The organism is Streptomyces sp. NPDC111520 (assembly GCF_055635295.1).
The window spans coordinates 26,280-48,348 of sequence record NZ_JBVKBW010000017.1; the positions used below are offsets into that span (position 1 = coordinate 26,280).

The following is a 22,069-nucleotide window of genomic DNA, read 5'->3' on the forward strand; positions in this document are numbered from 1 at the left end:
GGAGTGGGTCCCGTCAGCCCGTCTTCTCCGCCTGCTGCTCGGCGTCCTTCGCGCGCTTCAGCGCGTCGGCGAGGTCCTTCTGCGCCTGGCCGTACGCACCCCAGTCGCCGTCCTTCAGCGCCTTCTGACCCGCGTCGTACGCCTCCTGGGCGTCCTCCAGGGCCTGGGCGACCGTCGGGTTGCCCGCGGCCGGCGGTTCGGTGCCCCCGCCGCCGCCCGTCTCCGGCGGCGTCACGGGCTGCCCGCCGTCCGATCCGAAGACGGCGTCGAGCGCCTGCCCGAGCGTGTCCTCGAACTCGGTCTGGCCGCCGTAGCTCACCAGCACCTTCTTCAGCAGCGGGTAGTTGGTGCCCGCGCCGCGGACGTAGACCGGCTCCACGTACAGCAGCCCGCCGTCGAGGGGCACCGTCAGCAGGTTGCCGTACTCGACCTCCGAGTCGCCGCCCTTGAGCAGCCTGATCTTCTCCGCCACGTCGGGATCGGAGTTGAACTGGCTCTGCACCTGCTGCGGTCCGGACACCGTGGTGTTGGACGGCAGCTTCAGCACCTTGATCGCGCCGTACTCCGGACTCTTGGCGTCCGCGTCGACCGCCATGAAGGCGCTGAGGTTCTCGCGCTTGTTGGGAGTGAAGGTCGTGGTGAGCGAGAAGGCCTGCTCGTTCTGGCCGGGCATCTTCAGGCTCAGGTAGTACGGCGGCACCGACTTCCCGGTCTTGGCGGCCGGGTCGTTGGGCACCGCCCACACCTCACTGCCGCTGTAGAAGGTCGACGCCTTGGTGACGTGGTAGCGGGTCAGCAGCTCGCGCTGCACCTTGAACAGGTCCTGCGGGTACCGCAGGTGCGCCATCAGCGCGTCGCCGATCGCCGACTTGGGCTCGACCGTGTCCGGGAAGGCCTTCATCCAGGTCTTCAGCACCGGGTCCTCGGTGTCCCACTGGTAGAGCGTGACCTTGCCGCTGTACGCGTCGACGGTCGCCTTCACCGAGTTGCGGATGTAGTTGACCTGGTTCTGCTGCGCCAGCACGGCGCGCTGCCCGTCGGTCAGCGAGTCCGCGGTGGTGTCGCCGAGGGTGGTGCGCGAGGAGTACGGGTAGCCGTTGCTCGTCGTGTACGCGTCGACGATCCACACGATCCGGCCGTCCACGACCGCCGGGTAGGAGTCGCCGTCGATCGTCAGCCAGGGCGCGACCGCCTCGACCCGCTCCTTGGGCATGCGGTTGTACAGGATCTGCGAGTCGTCGCCGACGGCCCCGGAGTAGAAGATCTGCGGCTCGCCGAAGGCCACCGCGTAGGCGAGCCGGGTCACCGGGTTCTTCAGGCCGACACCGCTCTTGGCGGTGTAGGTGTACGGCTTCTCGCCGCTGTCGTCGGTGTAGTCGATCTCCGGCGTGGACCGGTCGCCGACGATCGACCACTGCTTGGTCTGCTCGCCGTAGTAGATCCGCTGCTGGTACGTCCCGAGGTCGCCCTTGGTCGGCAGGTTGTACTCGGTGAAGTCGGGCTCGCCGCTGGCGGTCGTGGTGGTGCCCTTGGCCGCCACCATGCCGTAACCGTGCGTGTACTTGAAGTGGTCGTTGATCCAGCTGTGCTGCGGGATGCCCTCGAGGTTCAGCTCCCGCAGGCCCACCACGGTGTCCTGCTCCTTGCCGTCGATCGTGTAGCGGTCGACGTCGAGCGTGGACGGGAAGGCGTAGTAGCCGCGCACCTTCTGCAGCTGCTGGTAGGTCGGCGAGACCACGTTCGGGTCGAGCAGGCGGATGGACGCCGCGGTGTCGGCGTCGCCGCGCAGCTTCTCCTTGCCGTCGCTGCTCGTGCCCGAGTACTCCGTCACATCGGCGTGGTCGATGCCGTACGCCTCACGTGTGGCGTCGATGTTCTTCTGGATGTACGGCTGCTCCTTGGCGGCCTCGTTCGGCTGCACCTGGAACTTCTGCACGATCGCCGGGTACAGGCCGCCGATCAGGATCGCGGACAGCACCATCAGGCCGAACCCGATCAGCGGCAGCGACCAGGTGCGCCGCCACAAGGTGGCGAAGAACAGCAGCGCGCAGATGATGGCGATGGCGAACAGGATCGTCTTGGCCGGCAGGTAGGCGTTGGCGTCCACGTAGCGCAGACCCGTCCAGTCACCCGACCTGAGGTTGCCGGACTTCACCGCCAGCGAGTAGCGGTCCAGCCAGTACGCGACGGCCTTCAGCGTGACGAACAGGCCCAGCAGCACCGACAGGTGCCCGGTCGCCGCCGCCGTCGCCCGGCCGCCCGGGGAGGTGATCCGCAGGCCCCCGTACAGGTAGTGCACCAGCGCCGCCGCCAGCAGCGAGAGCACGACGGCCGCGAAGCCGAAGCTCAGCAGGAAGCGGTACCAGGGCAGGTCGAACGCGTAGAAGGCGATGTCGACGTGGAACTGCGGGTCCTTGGTGCCGAACGGGGTGGAGTTCGTCCACAGCAGCCATGTGCGCCACTGGCTGGAGGCGGACGCGCCCGCGATCAGCCCCACGAGCGCGCAGACGGTGAGCAGCACCCACTTCTTGTAGGGTGCGATGCCCATTCGGTAGCGGTCGAGGCTCTGCTGCTCCATCGACATCGCGCTCAGCGGCGGCCGGAGCCGGTGCGCCAGGTACACGTTGACGCCGACGGCCGCGGCCATCAGCAGGCCGAAGACGAAGAACAGGCCGATCTTGGTCCACAGCGTGGTGGTGAAGACCGAGGAATAGTGGACGGAGCGGTACCAGAGCCAGTCGGTCCAGAAGCCCGAGAACATGACGAAGGCCATGGCCAGCACGGCCAGTACGCCCAGGGTCATGAGCAGTGTCCGGGCTCGCCGCGACGGGCGGCCCACTCTGATCCGCGGCCCGTGCGGACCCCCGCCGCGGTCCGGCATCTGGAATACCAAGGTGCGCACCTCGAAGTGTCGGTCTCCGTCGGACGCCGTCCCGGCGCCCACTGATGCAACTTACTCAGCGTTTACTCAGTTCCCCAAGGCTCCCGATTGGGGATGCGGGTCACAGAACAGGCAGGATATTGAGCATGTCCAACATCACGTCCGAGGGTGCGCCGCTCGCCGCGAACCCGCTCACCCGTGCCGTCCTGGAGATCGACGACTACGCGTCCGGCCTGGGCTGGGACCAGCCCGCCCGGCTCTTCGCCCTGGTCGACACCGCGGCGCTGCGCGCCCAGGAGCCGAAACTGGCCGAGGAACTCGGCCTCGGCGGCGACAAGGCCGCCGGACTGACCCCGATCGAGCAGGACGAGCTCCCGCCGGGCGCCGCGCTGGACGAGTTCCTCGCCACCATCGCCTGGCCCGGCGTCGTCAGCGGCTGCGCCCTCACCGTGGAGCGGCTGATGCTGCCGCCGTCCGCCGAGGAGTCCATCCCGGAGGGACTGGACGAGGCCGCGCTGGCCCGCTGGGTCGCCGGTCACCCCGACCGCCAGGAGGTCCGCATGACGGTGGGCGTGCTGCGTGACGGGTCCCGGGAGTCCGCGGTGCGGCTGCGCGAGAAGGACTCCCCCACCGAGGTGCTGACCGGTTCCTCGCTGGTGCCGGGGCTGGCCGACGCCCTGGCGGCGACCTTCGAGGACTGACGCCGACGGCCCCGGGGGGCGCTGCTCCCCGGGGCCGTCGGACCGTGCGGATCGCCCGCGGGCTCAGCCCGTGGTGCAGGAGGGGAGCGCCGACGTCCTGCCCTCGCGGATGTCCTTGAGCGCGTCCATGGCGTCGTCGATGGTCTTCACCTTGACGAGGGTGAGGCCGCTCGGGGTGTCGGCCGCCGCCTCCTCGCAGTTGTCGGCGGGGGTGAGGAAGTACTCGGCGCCCTTCTGGCGTGCGCCGATGGTCTTCATGTCTATGCCGCCGATGGGGCCGACCTTGCCCTCGTCGTCGATGGTGCCGGTGCCGGCGACGAACTTGCCGCCGGTGAGGTCCTGCGGGGTGAGCTTGTCGACGATGCCCAGCGCGAACATCAGGCCGGCACTGGGCCCGCCGACGTCCGCCAGCTTGATGTCGATCGTGAACGGGAAGGTGTGCTCGACCCCGGCCTGGATGCCCACGACCGCCCGGGCCTCGCCGTCGTCGTCCGACTTCCTCGTGGTGATGGTGACGTCCCGGGTGCCGTCGCCCTTCGCGCCCTTGGGCACGACCGTGAAGACCACCTTCTGCCCCGGCTGGTGCTTGGTGACCAGCTCGGCGACGTCGCCCGCCGCCTTGACCGGCCGGCCGTCGACGGCCTTGACCACGTCGCCCGCGTGGAGTTCGCCCTCGGCCGGGGCGCCCTTGACCACGGCGGAGACGATCACCCGGGAGCCGACGGGTATGCCGAGCTCGTCGAGTGCCGCGACCTTCGCGCTGTCCTGGGACTGCGTGAACTCCTCGGCGTTCTCCTGGTCGGCCTGCTCGGCCGTCTGCCCCTTGGGGTAGAGCGTGTCGTGCTCGACGACCTTCTGGTCGTGCGCCAGCCAGCCGACGACCGCCTCGACCAGGTTCATCGAGTAGTCCGCGCTCGTCACCCGCACCGTGGTCATGTTGAGGTGACCGCTGGTCGGGTACGTCTTGTGCCCCGAGATCTGCAGCACCGGGTCCCCGTCGTGCGACCCGAGCGTGTTCACCGTCGGCCCCGGCGACATCTCCGCGTACGGGACGGGCCACAGCAGCGCGACGCACAGCAGCGCTATCAGGGTCAGGGTCGATGCGAGCAGCGTCGCGGTGCGGCGTGGCATGGAACGACAGTACGGTACGGAACCGGCAGCCGCCCCGTGGGCCCTCAGGCCGGTCCGCCCGATCCGGTGCGCTGCATGGCCTCGCGGAAACGCTCGTAGTCGGCGAGCGAGGCACCGTCCCCGGTGGAGCGCGTACGCGCCGCCCAGCTTCCCCAGACGGCCGCGGCGATGGCGGCGACCAGCGGGATGAGCAACCATGCGAGCGCTGCCACTTCGGCCTCCTGGACGCGCATGCCGATCAAGAACTATGAGCAGACTAATCTTCTGCTGCTACAACGTTCAGAGCGGGTCGCAGGTTACGCAACCGCAGGTGGGCCACCCCGTGGGCCATCCGGGTGAGGGACCGGTGCGAACGCGTGCGCGGTGGTCAGTGGGCGCAGGCCCCGACCCACTCCTCGGTGCCGTCGGCGAAGGCCTGGTGCTTCCAGATCGGGACCTCGCGCTTGAGGTCGTCGATCAGCCGCCGGCAGGCGGCGAAGGCCTCGGCCCGGTGCGGGCAGGAGACGGCCACGACGACCGCGAGGTCGCCGACCCGCAGGTCCCCGACGCGGTGGACGGCGGCCAGCGCCTTGACCGGGAAGTCCGCGGCGACCTTCTCCGCTACCCGGCGCAGTTCCGCCTCCGCGCCGGGGTGCGCCGAGTAGCCGAGTCCGGTCACCACGGCGTCCGAGGGGCCGTCGTGATCACGGACCGTACCGACGAACAGCGCGGTGCCCCCCGCGGAGTCGTGCCCCACGGCGCGGAAGACCTCGTCCACGGACAGTTCGGTGTCCCGGACCGCGATGAGCCGGAGGGGTTCGTCGTGCGTCTGTGCCATGCGGCTCATGCTGCCCCATCGCCCGCCATGCGGAAACCCCCTTCCGGAGCGAGTTCGCGCGACGACGCTCAGACACCGCGGCGCCGGCGCGCCCTGCGCACCATCGCCGCCGTGCCGACCAGGGCGACCGTCGCACCCGCCGCGCCGAGCGTGGCCGCGTCCTTGCGGCCCAGCCGCCGCCCGACGACGGAGTTGCGTCCGGAGACCTCCTCCAGCAGGACGGCCAGCACCTCCTCGTTCGTCCACTTCGGGCGCCAGCCCGACTCGTGCAGCCTGCTGCCGCTGACCACCCAGGGGTGCATCGTGTACGCCAGGTCGCCCGCCGGGGACGGGGTGAGCCCCAGCCGGTGCAGCCGGGAGGCCGCGCCGAGCGCCACCGCGGGCGGCAGCTCCATGCGGCGGATGCCCGAGAGCTCCTCGACCTCCTCCTGCTCCAGCCAGCCGTCGCAGCCCACGGTCATCTCGCCGTCGACCCTCTCCAGCGCCGCGTGCTCCAGCGCCGTCACCAGGTCCTCCACGTGGCAGAACTGCCAGCAGGGGCGGCTGCCGCCCACCACCAGCAGGCGCGGCGACTCGAAGTAGCGGGTCAGCGCGGTGTCGGTGCCGCCGACCAGCACGGCCGGCCGCAGGACCGTCACGTTGAGGCCGGGGTGGGCGCGGGGGGCGCGCTTGCCGAGCCGTTCGATCTCCAGCAGGTCGCCCACGAAGGACGCCTCCGCGGTCGCGCGCAGCGGCGCGTCCTCGGCGAGGGGGACGTCGTTGTCCGCGTGGGCGCCGTAGACCATGGCGGAGGTGCACAGCACCACGCGCCGCACGCCCGCCGCGGCCGCCGCGGTCAGCACCGTCTGCGTGCCGCGCACGTTGAAGGCGCTGCGCGCCTTGGGGTCCGACTCCAGGTCCAGGTCGAGCGCGAGGTGGACGACGACGTCCACGCCGCGCAGCCGCTCGGCGATCGCCGGGTCCCGTACGTCGAGCACCGCCCACTGGGCGCCGGGGACGTCGCCGCGGCGCTCGTCGATCGCCACGACCTTCTTGACCTGGTCGGATTCGGCCAGCCGCAGCGCGAGCCGCAGGCCGACACCGGAGGCGGCGCCTGTGACGGCGACCACAGGTCCGGCGGGGGCCCTGCCGCCGCTCCGCTCTGGGCGAACGGTCGGTTCTGGGGAACTCACCAGGTGTCTCCCACGGTTGTCTCTGGTACCGGGTGCGCGGTCCGCAACCGCGGTCCGTACGCAGCCATCCTGCCTGACGGGTGTCTAGGCTGGAGGTACAGCCCACAACACACAGAGCCGAGGAAACCGTGAGCGACATCCCATTCGGATTCGGAGTCCCTCCCGAGGAGCCCGAGGAAGGGGACGACGGCAAGAAGCCGGGCGGTTCCGGCGGCGGCTCCCGGGAACCGGCCGGTCCCTTCGGTTTCGGCGGCGGGAATCCCTTCGGCGGCGGCCCCGCCGGCGACAACCCGTTCGCCGCGATGTTCGGTTCGCTGAACCCCAACGACCTGGGCGCCGCCTTCCAGCAGCTGGGCCAGATGCTCTCGTACGAGGGCGGCCCGGTGAACTGGGAGATGGCCAAGGACATCGCCCGCCAGACGGTGGCCCAGGGCACTCCGGACGGCTCCAAGGACGTCAGCGTGGGCACCGCGGACCGGGCGAAGGTCCAGGAGGCGCTGCGGCTGGCCGACCTGTGGCTCGACGGCGTGACGTCGATGCCCTCCGGCGCCGGCTCGGCGGTGGCGTGGAGCCGCGCCGAGTGGGTCGAGGCGACCCTTCCCGTGTGGAAGGAGCTGGTCGACCCGGTCGCCGAGCGCGTCGGCACCGCGATGGGCGACGTGCTGCCCGAGGAGATGCAGGCCATGGCGGGCCCGCTGCTCGGCATGATGCGCTCCATGGGCGGCGCCATGTTCGGCACCCAGATCGGGCAGGCGCTGGGCACGCTCGCCGGTGAGGTCGTGGGCTCGACCGACATCGGCCTGCCGCTCGGCCCGGCCGGCAAGGCCGCGCTGCTCCCGGCCAACGTGGAGACCTTCGGCCGGGGCCTGAGCGTGCCGCAGGACGAGGTCCGGCTCTACCTGGCGCTGCGCGAGGCGGCGCACCAGCGGCTGTTCGCCCACGTCCCGTGGCTGCGGGCACACCTGTTCGGCGCCGTGGAGGGGTACGCCCGCGGTATCAAGGTGGACACCTCGAAGCTGGAGGACGCGGTCGGACAGCTCGACCCGTCGAACCCCGAGGCGCTCCAGGACGCCCTGCAGCAGGGCATGTTCCAGCCCGAGGACACCCCGGCGCAGAAGGCGGCGCTGGCCCGGCTGGAGACGGCCCTCGCCCTCGTCGAGGGCTGGGTGGACGCGGTCGTGCACGCGGCCGCCGCCCCGCACCTGCCGTCGGCCGGGGCGCTGCGCGAGACGCTGCGTCGCCGCCGGGCGAGCGGCGGCCCCGCGGAGCAGACCTTCGCCACGCTGATCGGACTGGAGCTGCGGCCCCGCCGGCTGCGGGATGCCTCCCGGCTGTGGGCCTCCCTCACCGACGCCCGAGGCGTCGACGGGCGCGACGGGCTGTGGGCCCACCCCGACATGCTGCCCACCGCCGCGGACCTGGACGACCCCGACGGCTTCGTGCACCGTGAGCAGCTGGACTTCTCCGAGCTCGAGAAGATGCTCGGCGAGGCCGGGGCCGGCGGCCAGGGGGACGACAAGGGCGACGGCAAGCACGACGGCCGCGGCGAGGACAAGGGCGACGACGCGAAGTGAGCCTGCACGAAGACGCCGTGCGCGTCCTGAAGGACTGGTCCGCACCCGACACGGGCCAGGACCGGCTCCGGGAGACCTACCTGGCCCACCTGGAGGCCCACCCGGACGGCATGTGGAAGGCCTGCGCCGAGGGCCACATCACGGGCAGCGCGCTGGTGGTGGACCCGGAGCGCGGGCGGGTGCTGCTGACCCTGCACAAGAAGCTCGGGATGTGGCTGCAGATGGGCGGTCACTGCGAGCCGGAGGACACCTCCCTGGCGGCGGCCGCGCTGCGCGAGGGCGTGGAGGAGTCGGGCATCCGAGGGCTCACCCTGCTGCGTCCCGAGCCGGTCAACCTCGACCGGCACCTGACTCCGTGCGCCTGGCACCTGGACGTGCAGTACGCGGCCGTGGCCCCGCCCGGCGCGGTCGAGGAGATCAGCGAGGAGTCACTGGACCTCGCGTGGTTCGGCTACGACGAGGTCGCCGACGTCGCGGACGGTTCCGTCCGGACGCTGCTGGCCCGCACCCGCGCGCTGCTCTGATGCGGCGCGCGGGGCGGGACCCGCGGTGGGCGCTCAGCGGTTGCTGAAGATGTTGCCCTGGTTCATGCCGTGCGCGCCCTGCTGCCCGAAGCCGTACTGCGCGCCGACTCCCCCGCCGAGCTGGGCGTTCTGCGGCGGCATCAGCTCGCTGGGCTGCACCAGGACGTAGCCCTGGCCGAGGAAGTTGAGCTCCCAGCCCTCGCCGGTGTTGCCGCGCCGCCGCCAGACGCCGGACGAACTGGTCTGCGCCTGCATCTGCACCCGGAGCGAGGACGACCAGGCGACGACCGCGTCGGAGTCGGCGGAGACGTACTTGTCCGGGGTGACCGGCATCAGCAGCGGCTTGCCCGAGGTCATCAGCGCGACCTTGCCGTGCCCCGTGATGTTGAGGTTGTAGGCGCCGCTGCCGGAGATGCCGAACTGGCTGTCGACGGAGATGACCTCCCAGTGCAGCCCGGAGTCGAGCGCCAGCACATAGGCGCCGTCCACCGTCAGGCCCTCCTGGTCCACGTCGACGACGTGGATGTGCTGGGCGAGGTTGGCCAGGTAGACCGTGCCCTGCCCGGAGCAGCGCATCAGGTCCAGCCCCTCACCGGTGCGGTAGCGGGAGGAGCGCTGGGCGTGGCTCTGGTACTCGCCGTCGAACTCGATCAGCCCCTGGTACGCGACCATCGCGCCCTTGCGGGCCAGGCAGTCGGTGCGGCCGTCGAGCTTGACCCGCAGCAGGTACGGGTTCTGGAGTGCGTACTGGTCCTCGGTCTGGACCTCGGTGTAGCCGAAAAGCGGGCTCTGCATGATCTCTCGCTCCCCCTCAGCCCCGCACTCGGAGGCGGTCGGTGCTGTCCTCGCTGGGCTGTACGACGACGAAGCCCTGACCGGAGAAGCCGATCTGGAAGGCCTCGCCGCTGCCGCGCCCGATGAGGGCGGACGCCTTGAAGCTGCGCTTCGCCTTCGTCTTCAGTCCGCTCGACCAGGCCACGAGCGCGTCCGGGTCGACGTAGGTCTCGTCCTCGCCGCGGCCGCAGTCGACCACGACCGGGGTGCCGCGCGAGGTGACGGCCACCCAGCCGGTGCCCGAGATCCCCACGTTGAACAGCCCCTGGCCGGCGAACTTGGCCAGGCCCTTCACCCGCTCCACGCCCCACTGCAGGTGGGCGTCGAAGGCGAGCAGATTGCTGCCGTTGACCGACAGCGCCTCGTTGTTGAGGTAGACGCAGACCACGTCGGCGCCGTAGTCCGCGAGGTAGAGCAGCCCGTCGCCGGAACACTTCATGATGGGTGCGCCCTCGCCGGTGAGCCACTGCGAGGCCATCTGGCGGACGGCGGGCGGGTTGGGCTCGTACTGGACGAAGCCCTCGTAGGCGACCATCGAACCGGTGCGCGCGTAGAGGTCCTGGCCGCTCTGCATGGCCACCTTCAGCATGCTGCTGCCGTGGTTCTCCATGCGGGCGGTGACCGGTGCCGGGGCGTACCCGGAGATCAGTGACTGGTCCATGACGGGCTCCCCCTCAGACCTCGTACGGCTGGACGATGATGAAGTTGCCCGGGGCGCCCCGGAACTGCAGGTTCACGGTCTCCCCGCTGTGTCCCGGGTAGGCGTTCCTGCGCAGCCGCACCTGGCTGGAGAGCACCACCTGCGAGGCGGCCGACCAGGCGACGATCGCGTTGCTGTCGGCGTAGGTCGTCGGGGTGACCGGCAGCACCACCGGGGTGCCGTGGGTCTTGACCACGACCGTGCCCGTGCCCTGGAACTGCATGGTGAACAGGGCGCCGCCGGGGATGCCGTGGCCCTCGATGCGGCGGACCTCGTGCTGCAGTGACTCGTCGAAGGCGAGCACGTTCTCGGCGGAGACGCAGATCGCGTCGCCCTGGAGCTCGATGGGGTGCAGGTAGGACGCGTCCTCGGCGAAGAAGACCTGGCCGCGGCCGGTGCAGCGCATCAGCTGCATCTCCTGGCCGGTCATGTTGCCGACGATGCGGCCGGTGAACCCGGCGCCCTTGTAACCGAATTCGACCTTGCCCTGGTACAGCACCATGCTGCCCTGCCGGGCGAGCACCGGCTGGCCGCCGGCCTGTGCGAGGTCGGCTCGCATCAGCTTCGGGTTCTGCTGGGTCCAGCGCTGGCCGGTGGGCAGCTCGCGGTACTTCTGCATGGCGGCCGCGAGCCCGGCGCCCGGGGTCTGCGGGACGTGGCCGGCGTGCGGGGCCTGCGGAGGCTGGCCGAAGGCGGGCTGGCCGGGCATGCCCTGACCGGGCATCGGCTGGCCGGGGACGGGTTGACCGTACGGCGCCTGGCCCGGTGCGGGCTGACCGTAGGGGGGCTGTCCCGGTGCGGGCTGACCGTACGGCGGCTGGCCGAAGGGCGGCTGGCCCGGCAGCTGGCCCGGAGGCGCCTGCGGCGGCGGGACCTGGCCGAACGGCGGCTGGCCCGGGGGCGCCTGGGGCGCCGGCGTGGTCATCGGCGCCACCATGGTGGGGGCCGCGTGCACGGGCGCCGGTGCCGGAGCGGGTGCGGGCGGAGCGCCGAAGGCCGGTGCGGGCTGCGGCACGGCGGCGGGCGTGGAGGACGCGGGGGGCGCGAACCCCGGGGCGGGACCGGCCGGGGGCGCGAAGCCCGGTGCGGCGGCGGGCTGCTGGGGCGCGGCCTGCTGCTCCTCGGCGACCTCGCCGCCGAAGTTCTTCAGCAGGGCGTCCAGTCCGCCGTCGAAGCCCTGGCCGACGGCGGCGAAGCGCCAGACGTCCTTGAGGTAGAAGTCGGCGAGCATCACCGCGCGCTCGGTGCTGAACTCGGCGCCCGTGAAGGCGTAACGGGCGACCTCCTCGCCCCCGGCGACGATCCGGACGTAGCCCGGGCCGACCTGCGACATCTGCCCGGCGCCGTCGATCGTCGCGGTGAAGCTCAGCTTCTGGATCTGCGGGGGGATCCGGTCCAGCGTCACCCGGAAGGATTCGGTGTCCCCGGCCTGCGCACCCAGCTGCTGGATCGCCTCCTCGGGCGACTTGGGCTGGTTGTAGAAGATGAAGTAGCGGTCGTCGGAGAGCTGTTCCCCGGCGTCGAGCCCGAAACAGCTGATGTCGAAGCGGAGACCGGGGCCGCTGATCTGCACGCCGATGTACAGATCCGTCCCTGCGGTCAGGTCGCTGATCTTGGCCTTGTGGCCGCGCTGGAATTCCCTGGCCATCGCTTAGGACCGTCCCCCCATCCGTACGTACCTACTCGCTGCGTTGCGCCAGGCTAACCGCTGGCCGTGACAGGGGCTATTCCCCCGTTATTCCTCGCGTGCCGTGGGTGGGTGCGGCAGCCGGGCCGCGGCGACGACGCCCTCCAGGTAGCCGCGCGCGCGTTCGGTGCGCGGGTAGGACTCCAGCAGCTTCCAGAAGTCCGCCCCGTGACCGGGCACCAGCAGGTGGGCGAGTTCGTGGAGGAGGACGTAGTCGACGACGTACTCGGGCATGCCCTGGAGCCGGTGGGAGAGGCGGATGCTGCCCTCGGCCGGTGTGCACGAGCCCCAGCGGGAGTTCTGGTTGGTGACCCAGCGCACGGTCCGCGGTATCGCGCGGCCGCCCAGGTACTGCGCGGACAGCCGCGCCGCGCGCGCGGTCAGCTCGTCGTCGCCGAGCTGTCGGCGGCTCTCCTGGGCGGCGAGCTTGTCGAGCATGACCGTCACCCACCGCTTCTCCTCGGCGACGGACATCCGGGCGGGGATGAGGACGACGGTGACGTCGCCCTCCCGGTATGCCGAGACCGTGCGGCGTCGGCGGGCGCTCCGGCGTACTTCGACCGCACTGGTCCGGGGGGCGCGCGGAGAATGGCCGGAAAGGCTCTGGGCGGGGTCGGCGGACACGCCCCGACGTTACCCGCACCGGGTCCGGGAAGTCCCGCCCCCGGTGGTGCCCGGTGGAAAAGGAGGGCGGGAAGATGCCGCGTCCCGGTCATATCGAATGATCATTCGTCGTGCCTGTGGATAACTTTCACGGCCTGTCCGCGGATTCCGTGCATGCTGGTACGGCACGGAATCGGAACGGTCCCTGGATCGGGAACTCTGCCCACGGGGGTGGCGATGCGTCCCATGCTCAAGCCGGCGATGCGCCGTAGTTGGCGCAGCCGGGAAAGCCTGCAATTCGGCGTCGACCCGGCGCACGCGGTGGTCCTGGACCCGGTGGACGGCGCGGCCGCCGCCTTCCTCGACCTGCTCGACGGCACGCGCGGGCTCGGTCCGCTCTCCCGCGAGGCCGAGTCGCTGGGGCTGCGGCCCCCGCAGGCCCGGCGGCTGCTCGGGCTGCTGGCCGAGGGCGGTGTGCTCGACGACGCCACGGCGCACGCCGAGCTGTCCGAGACGATACGGCACCACTCGGCCGCGCTGGACCGGCTCCGTCCCGACCTGGCGGCCCTGTCGGTGGTGCACTCCGACCCCGGCGGGGCGGCGGACCGGATGGGCCGGCGGCGGGCCGCCCGGGTACGGGTGGCCGGGGCGGGCCGGGTCGGCGCCACGGTCGCGGCGGTCCTGTCCGCGGCGGGGGTCGGCAGGGTCGACGTGCGTGACGGCGGCCGGGTCGAGCCCTGGGACACCGCGCCGGGCGGCATCCCCGCCGAGCACATCGGTGAGCGCCGGGACGCGGCGGCGCGCGGTCTGGTGCGCAGGACGGCACCCGACCCGCGGGCCGCGGCGGCGGGCCGCCGGGGGCCGGCCGCCGTGCCGGAGCCCGGGCTGTCCCTGGTGGTGGTCGCGCCGCGGGAAGGCCTGGCCGCCTACGCCCCCGACGCCCAGGAGGCCGAGCCGCTGATGGCCGCCGGGATCCCCCATCTCTACACGGGGGTGCTGGAGGGCCGGGGAGTGGTGGGTCCGCTGGTGGTGCCGGGGAGCACGGGGTGCGCGGGATGCCTGGGGCTGCGGATGGCGGACGCCGACGCCGCCTGGCCGCGGGTGCTGGCGCAGCTGCGGTCCGGCCGGGGCGGGGTCCCTGCCTGCGACGTCGCGCTGGCCACCACGGTCGCGGGGCTCGCGGCGGCGCACGCCCTGGCCTTCGTCGACGGCGGCCGGCCGCCGAGCTGCGGCGGGCGTGTCGAGCTGGGGCTCGCCCGGCTGACGACGGAGGTGCGGCCGGTGCCGGGCGACCGCAGGTGCGGGTGCGGTGCGCACGCCGTGGAGGCCGGGGTGACCGACGACGCCGCAGGTTTGTGACACCGCCGTGCCATGCTCCGGGAGGGGCGGGGGACAATGACGACGTGACCGATCGGAAAGAGGGGGCGCATGTCTGATCTTCCGCGCAAAGCGGTGACCCGTACCGCCAAGTTGGCGGCGCTCCCACTGGGATTCGCCGGGCGGGCGACGCTGGGGCTGGGCAAGCGGCTCGGCGGGCGCCCCGCGGAAGAGGTCGCCACCGAGCTGCAGGAGCGGACGGCCGAGCAGCTCTTCAAGGTGCTCGGCGAGCTGAAGGGCGGTGCCATGAAGTTCGGGCAGGCCCTCTCGGTCTTCGAGGCCGCCCTGCCCGAGGAGGTCGCGGGCCCCTACCGTGCCGCCCTCACCAAACTGCAGGACGCCGCGCCGCCGATGCCCGCCCGCACCGTGCACGCCGTGCTGGCCGAACGTCTGGGCGAGGACTGGCGCACGTTCTTCACCGAGTTCGAGGACCAGCCGGCGGCGGCCGCCTCGATCGGGCAGGTGCACCGGGCCGTGTGGCACGACGGCCGCAAGGTCGCGGTGAAGGTCCAGTACCCCGGCGCGGGGGACGCCCTGCTGTCGGACCTCAACCAACTCAGCCGGGTGGCACGGCTGTTCGGGCCTCTCATCCCCGGCATGGACATCAAGCCGCTGATCTCGGAGCTGCGCGACCGGGTCTCCGAGGAACTGGACTACGAGCTGGAGGCGCAGGCACAGCACGCCCACGCGGTGGAGTTCGCCGACGACCCGGACGTGGTGGTCCCGGACGTGGTGCACCGCACGGACCAGGTACTGGTCACCGAGTGGATGGACGGGGTGCCGCTGGCGGAGGTGATCTCACGGGGCACGCCGGAGATGCGCGACCGCGCGGGCCAGTTGCTGGCGCACTTCCTGTTCGCCGGTCCGGCCCGCACCGGACTGCTGCACGCCGACCCGCACCCGGGCAACTTCCGGCTGCTCGTCGACGACGGCCCGGCGCAGGGCTGGCGGCTGGGCGTGCTCGACTTCGGCACGGTGGACCGCCTCCCCGAGGGCCTGCCGCTGCCCATAGGGACGGCGCTGCGCCTGGCGCTCGCCGACGACGCGGACTCGGTGCACGCGATGCTCTGCCAGGAGGGCTTCGTCAAGCCGACCATCGCGCTGGACCCCGACGCCGTGCTGGACTACCTGCGGCCGATCATCGAGCCCGCGGCGGTGGAGGAGTTCACCTTCGCGCGCGGCTGGATGCGCGCGCAGGCGGCGCGGATCGCCGACCCGCGCTCACCGGCGCACCAGCTCGGCAAGCAGCTCAACCTGCCGCCCTCGTACCTGCTCATCCACCGGGTGACGCTCAGCACCATCGGGGTGCTGTGCCAGCTGGCGGCCACGGTCAGGCTGCGGGACGAGCTGCTGGAGTGGTTGCCGGGCTTCTCCGGGGAGGGCCTGGCCCCGCTGCCCGAGACCGAGGACGCCTCGGCCTAGGTACAGGGGCCCCGGGCGGCGCTACCACCAGGAGGAGTCCAGCCGGCCCTCGATGCTGCGGATGTTGGTGCGGGCGCAGTCGTCGCAGAAGTACACGCGACTGCCGTTCTCGACGGAGCAGGTCCAGGTGAGGGGGAGTCCCTCGGCGACGGCCCCGCACCGGGCACACGTCGTCGTCGTAGGAGCAGTCCCGACCCGTTCGAATTGAGTCTTCTGGTCCACTTCGTGACGATATCGCGGGGCCGGTCGAAATCGACCGGCCCCGCGGTTGTGTGTCGTTGCCGATGTGCCGGCGCTACTGCATCACGGCCATCGCCAGCGCCCGGCGGGCGCGGAGCGAGGCACGCTCGGCACGGCGCTGCAGGCGCCGGGCCCTGAGCACGCGGAGGGCCATCCGTTCGTGCTCGGCCTCGTAGAGGCGCTCTTGCATATGGGCACGGGCCAGGGCTTCTGGCATGAGTTGCATTTCGAGGTTCCTGTTCTGACGCTCAGCGGGAGCGTCGGAGGGCGGGGCGGGACGTTCGGTGGCGGACGGGCTCATCGGGGCCTGCTTCTTGGGGTCGTGCGTGAGGGGACGGTCGATCGTTCCGACGGCTGGGCGCTTCATGCCACAACCGCGTTCTTGCGCGGACGGCCACGGGGACGCTTGCGCGGCACCACGACGCCCTGGACGAAGAGCTCGCCACCCCAGACACCCCAGGGCTCACGGCGGTCCTTCGCGCCGGCGAGGCAGGCCTCGCGGACCGGGCAGGTCTGGCACAGCGACTTGGCGTACTCGACGTCGGCCGGGGACTCGGCGAAGAAGACCTCCGGGTCGTAGGTCCGGCACGGGACGGGGACGCCGAGGCGGTCGATCTCGTCGTCGAGCTCGGTGAGGGGCAGCAAGGGGACCTCCGGGTCAGGGTCAGGCGGTGCGGCGCGGAGTGCCTCGTCACCAGCGACGTGCTGGATGACGGGCGGGCGTGCGGGGGCGGGTACGGACGGTGCGTGCGGGGTGAGATGCACGATCGCTTCGTTCCTCGTCTGTTTGTCGGGGGGTGGGAAAACAGAAGGGCCGCGGATCCCGGTCTGGGATTCCGCGGCCCTGAAGGCGCCGGCCTGATCGTCGATCAGACTGGATCACTCCAGGGTTCGAGCCCGCGGAAGGCCCACTTCGGGTGCTGCTGCTTCTGGTTTCCGGCACCATTGGTCGCCGCAAAGGCATAGGCCTGAGCCTCAGCCATCACTGCCACCACCGGCGCCTGCGTCGGTCGCTCGCCGCCGCGCTCTTGAATGGAGAGGACAGTGGTGGGCAGACCGCCGGACAGGCGGCTGGACAGACCGGTGCCACGGAGCGAGGCACCAAGGGAGCAGGCGGCGGCGACCGGACGATCGGTCATTTTCGTCATGAAGCTGGTCACTGGTCTCGCCTCCTCTCGGCGTCTCGTAGGGCTGGTCTGGCAGGTGGTGCTGGGTCAGTACATCACGGATTCCACCGCTCCGGGAAGGTCCTTCACAGAGCCGCGTCGTTCGCGCTCACGCAGGCTATGGGGATTTCCTCGGGGCGCGCAAACTATTTTCCCGGCTCTTCTGCAACGGCTTCGTCAAGTGCCTCGCCACCGGCCTCGGCACCGGCCTCGCCGCCCGGCTCGCGGCCCTCGCACAGGGCGAGGACGTCGGCGCCGAACTTGTCGAGTTTGCGGGCGCCGACGCCGGAGATGACGGACAGCTCCCCCTCCGTGGTGGGCCGCACCTCGGCGATCGCCAGCAGCGTCTTGTCGGTGAAGACGCAGTAGGCCGGCTGGCCCAGTGCCTTCGCCTGCTCCACCCGCCACTCGCGCAGCCGCTCGTACAGCGCCTCGTCCATGTCGGAGGGGCAGTCCTCACAGCGCATCAGCTTGATCTCGCCCGCGTCGGACAGGGTGCGCCCGCACACGCGGCACTGCACCGGCCCGCGCCGCTTCCTGCCGCCCGAGCCGCGCTCCACGCCGCCCGTGGCGGCCGAACGGCCGCCCGCCCGGCCCCGGGCCGCCGAGCCGGGCCGCAGCCCGTCCAGGAAGCGCGAGGGGCGCCGTCCGCCGCGGCCACCCGGCGAGCGGGACAGCGCCCACGACAGGGCGAGGTGGAACCGGGCGCGGGTGACGCCGACGTAGAGGAGCCGGCGCTCCTCCTCGACCTGCTCGTCGGTCTTGGCGTAGGTGATCGGCATCGTGCCCTCGGTCAGGCCGACCAGGAACACCGCGTCCCACTCCAGGCCCTTGGCGGCGTGCAGCGAGGCCAGGGTGACGCCCTCGACGGTCGGGGCGTGCTGGGCGCCGGCGCGTTCGTCGAGCTCGGCGACGAAGTCCGCGAGCGCGGCCTCCGGCCGGGCCCGGGAGAAGTCCTCGGCCAGCCGCACCAGGGCGGCCAGCGACTCCCAGCGGTCGCGGACCGCGCCCGATCCGGCCGGCGGTTCGGTGGACCAGCCGCGGGTGCTGAGCACCGCCCGCACGTGGCCGGGCAGGTCCGCGTCGTCCACTCCCGGGTCGGAGCCGCCGCCGGCCCGCGCGGCACCGCGCAGCAGCATTCCGGCCTCACGGACCTCGGGACGCTCGAAGAAGCGCTCGGCGCCGCGCAGCTGGTACGGCACGCCGGCGTCGGCGAGCGCCTGCTCGTAGACCTCGGACTGGGCGTTCACCCGGTAGAGCACGGCGATCTCGCTGGGCCGCACGCCCTCGTCGATCAGCTCGCGGATCCGCCGGGCGGTGCCCTCGGCCTCGGCGGGCTCGTCCGCGTACTCGGTGTAGACCGGTTCGGGGCCGGCCTCGCGCTGCGAGACCAGTTCCAGGCGGTGCTGGGCGGCCTGGCCCCGGGCCTGGGACAGCAGCCCGTTGGCCAGGTGCACCACCTGGGGTGTGGAGCGGTAGTCGCGGACCAGCTTGACCACCGTGGCCTCCGGGTGTCGGCTGCGGAAGCCGAGCAGGAACTCCGGGGTGGCGCCGGTGAAGGAGTAGATGGTCTGCGAGGCGTCGCCGACGACGCAGACGGTGTCCCGGCCGCCGAGCCACAGGTCCAGCAGGCGCTGCTGCAGGGGGCTGACGTCCTGGTACTCGTCGACGACGAAGTGCTGGTACTGGGAGCGGACGGCCTCGGCGACGTCCGGCCGGTCCTCCAGGACGCCGACGGTGAGCAGCAGCACGTCCTCGAAGTCGATCACCCCGCGGTCGCGCTTGAGCTGCTCGTACGTCGTGTAGACCCGGGCGATCTCGGCGGGGTCGCGCGGCACGTCGCGCGCGGACTTGGCGGCGGCCCCTGGATAGTCCTCGGGGGCGGTCTGGGTGACCTTGGCCCACTCGATCTCGGCGGTGACGTCCCGCAGCTCGCCTCGGTCCAGCCGGATGCGGGAGCGGGCCCCGGCCTCCGCGACGAGCTGGATCTTGCGCTCGAGCAGCCGCGGCATCTCGCCGCCGACGGCCCGCGGCCAGAAGTACTGCAGCTGCCGCAGCGCCGCGGAGTGGAAGGTGCGCGCCTGCACGCCGCCCGCGCCGAGCTGCCGCAGCCGCCCGCGCATCTCCCCCGCCGCGCGGGCGGTGAAGGTGACGGCGAGCACACTGGCCGGCTGCATTATCCCGGCCCGCACCCCGTACGCGATCCGGTGGGTGATCGCGCGCGTCTTGCCCGTACCGGCTCCGGCCAGCACGCACACCGGGCCGTGCAGGGCGGTGGCCACCGCGCGCTGCTCGGGGTCGAGCCCGGCGAGCACGGCGTCCGCCGACTCCGGGACGGCGGGGAAGTCCGGGAAGAGCGGGGTGTGGGTTGGTGCAGTCACCCCGCCATGCTGCCAGGTCCCGGGAGACGGGCGGGAAAGTTATCCACAGCTGAGGTCGGATGGTCGTACCGCGAACGATTGCAAGGAATGCCGCGGCGAGGGGTTAGCGTTCTGGGAACGACGTCATCCCCAGCCTTGAAGGAGCGAATACCGATGTCCGGCACTGTGACGATGTACAGCACCACGTGGTGCGGCTACTGCCGCCGCCTGAAGGGCCAGCTGGACCGTGAGGGCATCGCCTACACGGAGGTCAACATCGAGCACGACCCGGACTCGGCGAAGTTCGTCGAGAGCGTCAACGGGGGCAACCAGCTCGTCCCGACGCTGCTGGTGGCGCCCAAGAGCGGCGCCGAGGCCGTGGCGCTCAGCAACCCCAGCCTGGCCCAGGTCAAGCAGGCCCTCGCGGGCTGAGGCAGGTCCCGCCCGGCCGCGCGTCAGCACGGCCGGGCAGCGCCGGGCCCGCCCTCAGCGGCGGGCCGGCAGCGGCATCCCGTACCAGCGCTCGATCAGCCGCGCCGCGATGGAGATCCCGTACGGCGGCAGGACCTCGCCGGTCTCCATCGCCTTGCGGTACTCCTCGCGGGAGAACCAGCGCGCCTCGTGCAGTTCCTCGCCGTCCACGGTGATCTGCGCGGACGTGGCGCGCGCCATGAAGCCCAGCATCAGGCTGGAGGGGAACGGCCAGGGCTGGCTGGAGACGTACGCCACCTCGCCGACGGTCACCCCGGCCTCCTCGGCGACCTCCCGCACCACGGCCTGCTCGATGGACTCGCCCGGCTCCACGAAGCCTGCCAGCGTCGAGAAGCGCCCCTCGGGCCAGTGCGCCTGGCGGCCCAGCAGCGCCCGGTCCTCGTCGTCGGTGACCAGCATGATCACCGCGGGATCGGTGCGCGGGTAGTGCTCGGCGCCGCAGGCCGGGCAGCGGCGGATGTGGCCGGCGGCGGCCACCACGGTGCGCTCGCCGCAGCGCGAGCAGAAGCGGTGCATGCGCTGCCAGTTCTCCAGCGCGACCGCGTGCACCATCAGGCCGGCGTCGCGGTCCGACAGCAGGGCCCCGACCTCCCGGAGCCCGGCCGGGCGGGCCGCCTCGTCCAGGCGTCCCGGCAGCGAGTCCTTCTGCAGCGCGAAGTAGCGGACGCCCTCCTCGTCGACGCCGAGGAAGTAGCGGTGCACCTCGCTCTCGGGCGCCTCGAAGCTCGGCATCATCACCAGCTCGGTGCGGCCGTCCGGGGTGTCCTCGACCAGGACCTGCCCCCCGGAGACCACGAACACCCTGGTCGCCGGGTGGCTCCAGGCGGCCGCCAGCCACGCCTCGTCGAGCCGGTGCTCGGAGGCACGGTCCACGCCCGACGGGCGGGCGAGGGGCGGCGGGAAGGCGGTCACGTCGAAGGTGGCGCCGGTTCCGGACGTATCGGACAAGATTGCTGTCAACTCCCCGTAGCGCGCGGATGTGTGCGGATGCTTACAGAGTCGTGAACTCGCTCCAGAGGTACGCGGACGTCTCCACGCCCTTGAGCAGAAGGTCGAGCTCCACCTTCTCGTTCACCGAGTGCCAACCGTCGGACGGCACGGAAATTCCCAGGAACAGGACGGGGACATCGAGCACGTCCTGCAGGTCGGCCGCCGGACCGGAACCACCCTCGCGGGTGAACAGGACCTCCTTGCCGAAGGCCCGACCCATCGCCCGGGTCACCGCGCGCAGCGCGGGGTGGTCCAGCGGGGTCAGACAGGGGCGGGTGGCCCCCCAGAAGGTGATCTCGTGCCGGATCCCGGCCGGGACGCGGGCCGCGACCCAGTCGGTGACCAGCCGCTGCACCCGGTCGGTGTCCTGCCCGGCCACCAGCCGGAAGGACAGCTTCAGCTGTGCCGAGGACGGCACGATGGTCTTGCCGCCGGGGCCCTGGTAGCCGCCGCCGATGCCGTTGACCTCGGCGGTCGGCCGGGCCCAGACCCGCTCCAGGGTGGAGTAGCCGGCCTCGCCGCTCGTCGCGTGCGACCTGGCGGTGCGCAGCCAGCGCTCCTCGTCGAAGGGCAGCCGGGCGAAGAGCTCACGCTCGTGGCCGCTGAGCTCGACGACGCCGTCGTAGAAGCCGGGGATCGCGACGCGGCCGTCCGCGTCGTGCAGCGCCGCGGCGAGCCGGGCCGCCTCGGTCGCCGGGTTGGGGACGGCGCCGCCGAAGGAGCCGGAGTGGATGTCCTGGTCGGGGCCGTACAGGTCGATCTGGCAGTCGGCCAGGCCGCGCATGCCGGTGCAGACGGTGGGGGTGTCCTCGTCCCACATGCCGGTGTCGGAGACGATCACGGTGTCGCAGGCCAGCCGCCCGGCGTGGGCGCGCACGAGGTCGGTGAAGTGCGGCGAGCCGGACTCCTCCTCGCCCTCGATCAGCAGCTTCAGGTTCACCGCGGGGGCGGTGCGGCCGGTGGCGGCCAGATGGGCGCGGACCCCGAGAGTGTGGAAGAACACCTGGCCCTTGTCGTCGGCGGCGCCCCGCGCGTACATCCGGCCGTCCCGGACCCGCGGCTCGAAGGGGTCGCCGTCCCAGCCGTCCTCCAGGGCGGCGGGCTGCACGTCGTGGTGGCCGTAGACGAGCACCGTCGGCGCGTCCGCGGCGTCGGAGGGCCACTCGGCGAAGACCGCGGGGGCGCCGGGCGTCTCCCAGACCTCGGCCACCGGGAAGCCGGTCTCCTTCAGCTTCGCCGCCAGCCACTCGGCGCTGCGCCGTACGTCGGCGGCGCGCTCCGGATCGGCCGAGACCGAGGGGATCCGCAGCCACTCGGCGAGGTCGCCGAGGAAGGCTTCGCGATGGGCTTCGACGTACGTGCGGACGACGCTGTCCGGGGTGGTGCTCATGGCCTTGA

General features: G+C 72.1%; 22 protein-coding genes. 6 read left to right on the top strand and 16 right to left on the bottom strand.

The genetic code is table 11. The features are described from left to right. Positions 1–13: 13 nt before the first annotated feature. On the bottom strand, positions 14–2,881 hold the full coding sequence (locus ACZ7MY_RS32415; RefSeq protein WP_499607214.1) for a UPF0182 family membrane protein: 2,868 nt from the start codon (positions 2,879–2,881) through the stop codon (positions 14–16). Positions 2,882–3,027: 146 nt separating this feature from the next. Between ACZ7MY_RS32415 and ACZ7MY_RS32420 the strand changes: the two genes are divergently transcribed. Continuing rightward, a complete protein-coding gene (locus tag ACZ7MY_RS32420) occupies positions 3,028–3,582 on the top strand; it encodes a PPA1309 family protein (protein WP_499606888.1) in 555 nt (184 codons plus the stop codon). Between the two features lie 63 nt (positions 3,583–3,645). Here the strand turns inward: ACZ7MY_RS32420 and ACZ7MY_RS32425 are convergent, their stop codons facing one another. From ACZ7MY_RS32425 to ACZ7MY_RS32440, 4 genes are all read right to left on the bottom strand, one after another. Continuing rightward, complete coding sequence (locus ACZ7MY_RS32425) at positions 3,646–4,713, bottom strand: YlbL family protein (protein ID WP_499606891.1); 1,068 nt, start codon at positions 4,711–4,713, stop codon at positions 3,646–3,648. A 44-nt stretch (positions 4,714–4,757) separates the two neighbouring features. Further along, a complete protein-coding gene (locus ACZ7MY_RS32430) occupies positions 4,758–4,925 on the bottom strand; it encodes a hypothetical protein (RefSeq protein WP_179279782.1) in 168 nt (55 codons plus the stop codon). Between the two features lie 155 nt (positions 4,926–5,080). Further along, on the bottom strand, positions 5,081–5,539 hold the full coding sequence (locus ACZ7MY_RS32435) for a molybdenum cofactor biosynthesis protein MoaE (protein WP_499606894.1): 459 nt from the start codon (positions 5,537–5,539) through the stop codon (positions 5,081–5,083). Positions 5,540–5,598: 59 nt separating this feature from the next. Next, positions 5,599–6,702 carry an SDR family oxidoreductase gene (locus ACZ7MY_RS32440; protein WP_499606896.1) on the bottom strand — a complete coding sequence of 368 codons (1,104 nt, stop codon included), beginning with the start codon at positions 6,700–6,702 and terminating at the stop codon, positions 5,599–5,601. A gap of 128 nt (positions 6,703–6,830) precedes the next feature. Here ACZ7MY_RS32440 and ACZ7MY_RS32445 point away from each other — a divergent pair, with 128 nt between their 5' ends. Together ACZ7MY_RS32445 and ACZ7MY_RS32450 are read left to right on the top strand one after the other, a co-directional pair. Continuing rightward, positions 6,831–8,276, top strand: a complete 1,446-nt coding sequence (locus ACZ7MY_RS32445; RefSeq protein ID WP_499606899.1) for a zinc-dependent metalloprotease — start codon at positions 6,831–6,833, stop codon at positions 8,274–8,276. Next, the gene (locus ACZ7MY_RS32450) at positions 8,273–8,800 is read left to right on the top strand and encodes an NUDIX hydrolase (protein WP_499606902.1); all 528 of its coding nucleotides are present in this window, start codon (positions 8,273–8,275) and stop codon (positions 8,798–8,800) included. Before ACZ7MY_RS32445 ends, ACZ7MY_RS32450 begins: the two co-directional genes overlap by 4 nt. 33 nt (positions 8,801–8,833) lie before the next feature. Here ACZ7MY_RS32450 and ACZ7MY_RS32455 read toward each other — a convergent pair whose 3' ends face one another. The 4 genes from ACZ7MY_RS32455 to ACZ7MY_RS32470 all read right to left on the bottom strand — a co-directional run bounded on the left by ACZ7MY_RS32455 (position 8,834) and on the right by ACZ7MY_RS32470 (position 12,645). Beyond that, a complete protein-coding gene (locus ACZ7MY_RS32455; RefSeq protein ID WP_499606904.1) occupies positions 8,834–9,595 on the bottom strand; it encodes an AIM24 family protein in 762 nt (253 codons plus the stop codon). A gap of 16 nt (positions 9,596–9,611) precedes the next feature. Continuing rightward, positions 9,612–10,295 (bottom strand): AIM24 family protein, encoded by a 684-nt coding sequence (locus ACZ7MY_RS32460; RefSeq protein ID WP_499606907.1) that lies wholly within the window; start codon positions 10,293–10,295, stop codon positions 9,612–9,614. A gap of 13 nt (positions 10,296–10,308) precedes the next feature. After that, positions 10,309–11,982, bottom strand: a complete 1,674-nt coding sequence (locus ACZ7MY_RS32465) for a TerD family protein (protein WP_499606910.1) — start codon at positions 11,980–11,982, stop codon at positions 10,309–10,311. A gap of 87 nt (positions 11,983–12,069) precedes the next feature. Next, on the bottom strand, positions 12,070–12,645 hold the full coding sequence (locus ACZ7MY_RS32470; protein WP_499606913.1) for a M48 metallopeptidase family protein: 576 nt from the start codon (positions 12,643–12,645) through the stop codon (positions 12,070–12,072). A 216-nt stretch (positions 12,646–12,861) separates the two neighbouring features. Between ACZ7MY_RS32470 and ACZ7MY_RS32475 the strand changes: the two genes are divergently transcribed. Beyond that, positions 12,862–13,983, top strand: coding sequence for a TOMM precursor leader peptide-binding protein (locus ACZ7MY_RS32475; RefSeq protein ID WP_499607216.1), 1,122 nt, complete (start codon positions 12,862–12,864; stop codon positions 13,981–13,983). A gap of 69 nt (positions 13,984–14,052) precedes the next feature. Then, positions 14,053–15,423, top strand: a complete 1,371-nt coding sequence (locus tag ACZ7MY_RS32480) for an ABC1 kinase family protein (protein ID WP_499606915.1) — start codon at positions 14,053–14,055, stop codon at positions 15,421–15,423. Between the two features lie 21 nt (positions 15,424–15,444). Here the strand turns inward: ACZ7MY_RS32480 and ACZ7MY_RS32485 are convergent, their stop codons facing one another. From ACZ7MY_RS32485 to ACZ7MY_RS32505, 5 genes are all read right to left on the bottom strand, one after another. Continuing rightward, positions 15,445–15,645: a hypothetical protein gene (locus tag ACZ7MY_RS32485; protein ID WP_326572546.1), complete on the bottom strand. Its 201-nt coding sequence runs from the start codon at positions 15,643–15,645 to the stop codon at positions 15,445–15,447. Between the two features lie 73 nt (positions 15,646–15,718). After that, on the bottom strand, positions 15,719–16,030 hold the full coding sequence (locus ACZ7MY_RS32490) for a putative WhiB-interacting protein (RefSeq protein ID WP_499606918.1): 312 nt from the start codon (positions 16,028–16,030) through the stop codon (positions 15,719–15,721). Continuing rightward, positions 16,027–16,428 (bottom strand): WhiB family transcriptional regulator, encoded by a 402-nt coding sequence (locus ACZ7MY_RS32495; RefSeq protein WP_499606919.1) that lies wholly within the window; start codon positions 16,426–16,428, stop codon positions 16,027–16,029. The genes ACZ7MY_RS32490 and ACZ7MY_RS32495 overlap by 4 nt, the downstream gene beginning before the upstream one ends. Before the next feature lie 104 nt (positions 16,429–16,532). After that, the gene (locus tag ACZ7MY_RS32500) at positions 16,533–16,823 is read right to left on the bottom strand and encodes a hypothetical protein (RefSeq protein ID WP_499606921.1); all 291 of its coding nucleotides are present in this window, start codon (positions 16,821–16,823) and stop codon (positions 16,533–16,535) included. A 152-nt stretch (positions 16,824–16,975) separates the two neighbouring features. After that, positions 16,976–19,210: an ATP-dependent DNA helicase UvrD2 gene (locus ACZ7MY_RS32505; RefSeq protein ID WP_499606924.1), complete on the bottom strand. Its 2,235-nt coding sequence runs from the start codon at positions 19,208–19,210 to the stop codon at positions 16,976–16,978. A gap of 153 nt (positions 19,211–19,363) precedes the next feature. Here ACZ7MY_RS32505 and ACZ7MY_RS32510 point away from each other — a divergent pair, with 153 nt between their 5' ends. Then, positions 19,364–19,621 carry a mycoredoxin gene (locus ACZ7MY_RS32510; RefSeq protein WP_499606927.1) on the top strand — a complete coding sequence of 86 codons (258 nt, stop codon included), beginning with the start codon at positions 19,364–19,366 and terminating at the stop codon, positions 19,619–19,621. Positions 19,622–19,675: 54 nt separating this feature from the next. On the opposite strand, the gene nudC is transcribed toward ACZ7MY_RS32510, so the two are convergent. Next, positions 19,676–20,629: an NAD(+) diphosphatase gene (nudC, locus tag ACZ7MY_RS32515; protein WP_499606929.1), complete on the bottom strand. Its 954-nt coding sequence runs from the start codon at positions 20,627–20,629 to the stop codon at positions 19,676–19,678. A gap of 43 nt (positions 20,630–20,672) precedes the next feature. Beyond that, the gene (locus tag ACZ7MY_RS32520) at positions 20,673–22,061 is read right to left on the bottom strand and encodes a dipeptidase (RefSeq protein ID WP_499606932.1); all 1,389 of its coding nucleotides are present in this window, start codon (positions 22,059–22,061) and stop codon (positions 20,673–20,675) included. Positions 22,062–22,069: the final 8 nt, after the last annotated feature.

Excerpts from the sequence above, each read along its gene's own strand:
- ACZ7MY_RS32415 (WP_499607214.1), bottom strand. The coding sequence starts at position 2,881 with ATGCCGGACCGCGGCGGGGGTCCGCACGGGCCGCGGATCAGAGTGGGC.
- ACZ7MY_RS32420 (WP_499606888.1), top strand. The coding sequence starts at position 3,028 with ATGTCCAACATCACGTCCGAGGGTGCGCCGCTCGCCGCGAACCCGCTC.
- ACZ7MY_RS32425 (WP_499606891.1), bottom strand. The coding sequence starts at position 4,713 with ATGCCACGCCGCACCGCGACGCTGCTCGCATCGACCCTGACCCTGATA.
- ACZ7MY_RS32435 (WP_499606894.1), bottom strand. The coding sequence starts at position 5,539 with ATGAGCCGCATGGCACAGACGCACGACGAACCCCTCCGGCTCATCGCG.
- ACZ7MY_RS32455 (WP_499606904.1), bottom strand. The coding sequence starts at position 9,595 with ATGCAGAGCCCGCTTTTCGGCTACACCGAGGTCCAGACCGAGGACCAG.
- ACZ7MY_RS32460 (WP_499606907.1), bottom strand. The coding sequence starts at position 10,295 with ATGGACCAGTCACTGATCTCCGGGTACGCCCCGGCACCGGTCACCGCC.
- ACZ7MY_RS32465 (WP_499606910.1), bottom strand. The coding sequence starts at position 11,982 with ATGGCCAGGGAATTCCAGCGCGGCCACAAGGCCAAGATCAGCGACCTG.
- ACZ7MY_RS32475 (WP_499607216.1), top strand. The coding sequence starts at position 12,862 with ATGCGTCCCATGCTCAAGCCGGCGATGCGCCGTAGTTGGCGCAGCCGG.
- ACZ7MY_RS32480 (WP_499606915.1), top strand. The coding sequence starts at position 14,053 with ATGTCTGATCTTCCGCGCAAAGCGGTGACCCGTACCGCCAAGTTGGCG.
- ACZ7MY_RS32490 (WP_499606918.1), bottom strand. The coding sequence starts at position 16,030 with ATGAAGCGCCCAGCCGTCGGAACGATCGACCGTCCCCTCACGCACGAC.
- ACZ7MY_RS32510 (WP_499606927.1), top strand. The coding sequence starts at position 19,364 with ATGTCCGGCACTGTGACGATGTACAGCACCACGTGGTGCGGCTACTGC.
- ACZ7MY_RS32520 (WP_499606932.1), bottom strand. The coding sequence starts at position 22,061 with ATGAGCACCACCCCGGACAGCGTCGTCCGCACGTACGTCGAAGCCCAT.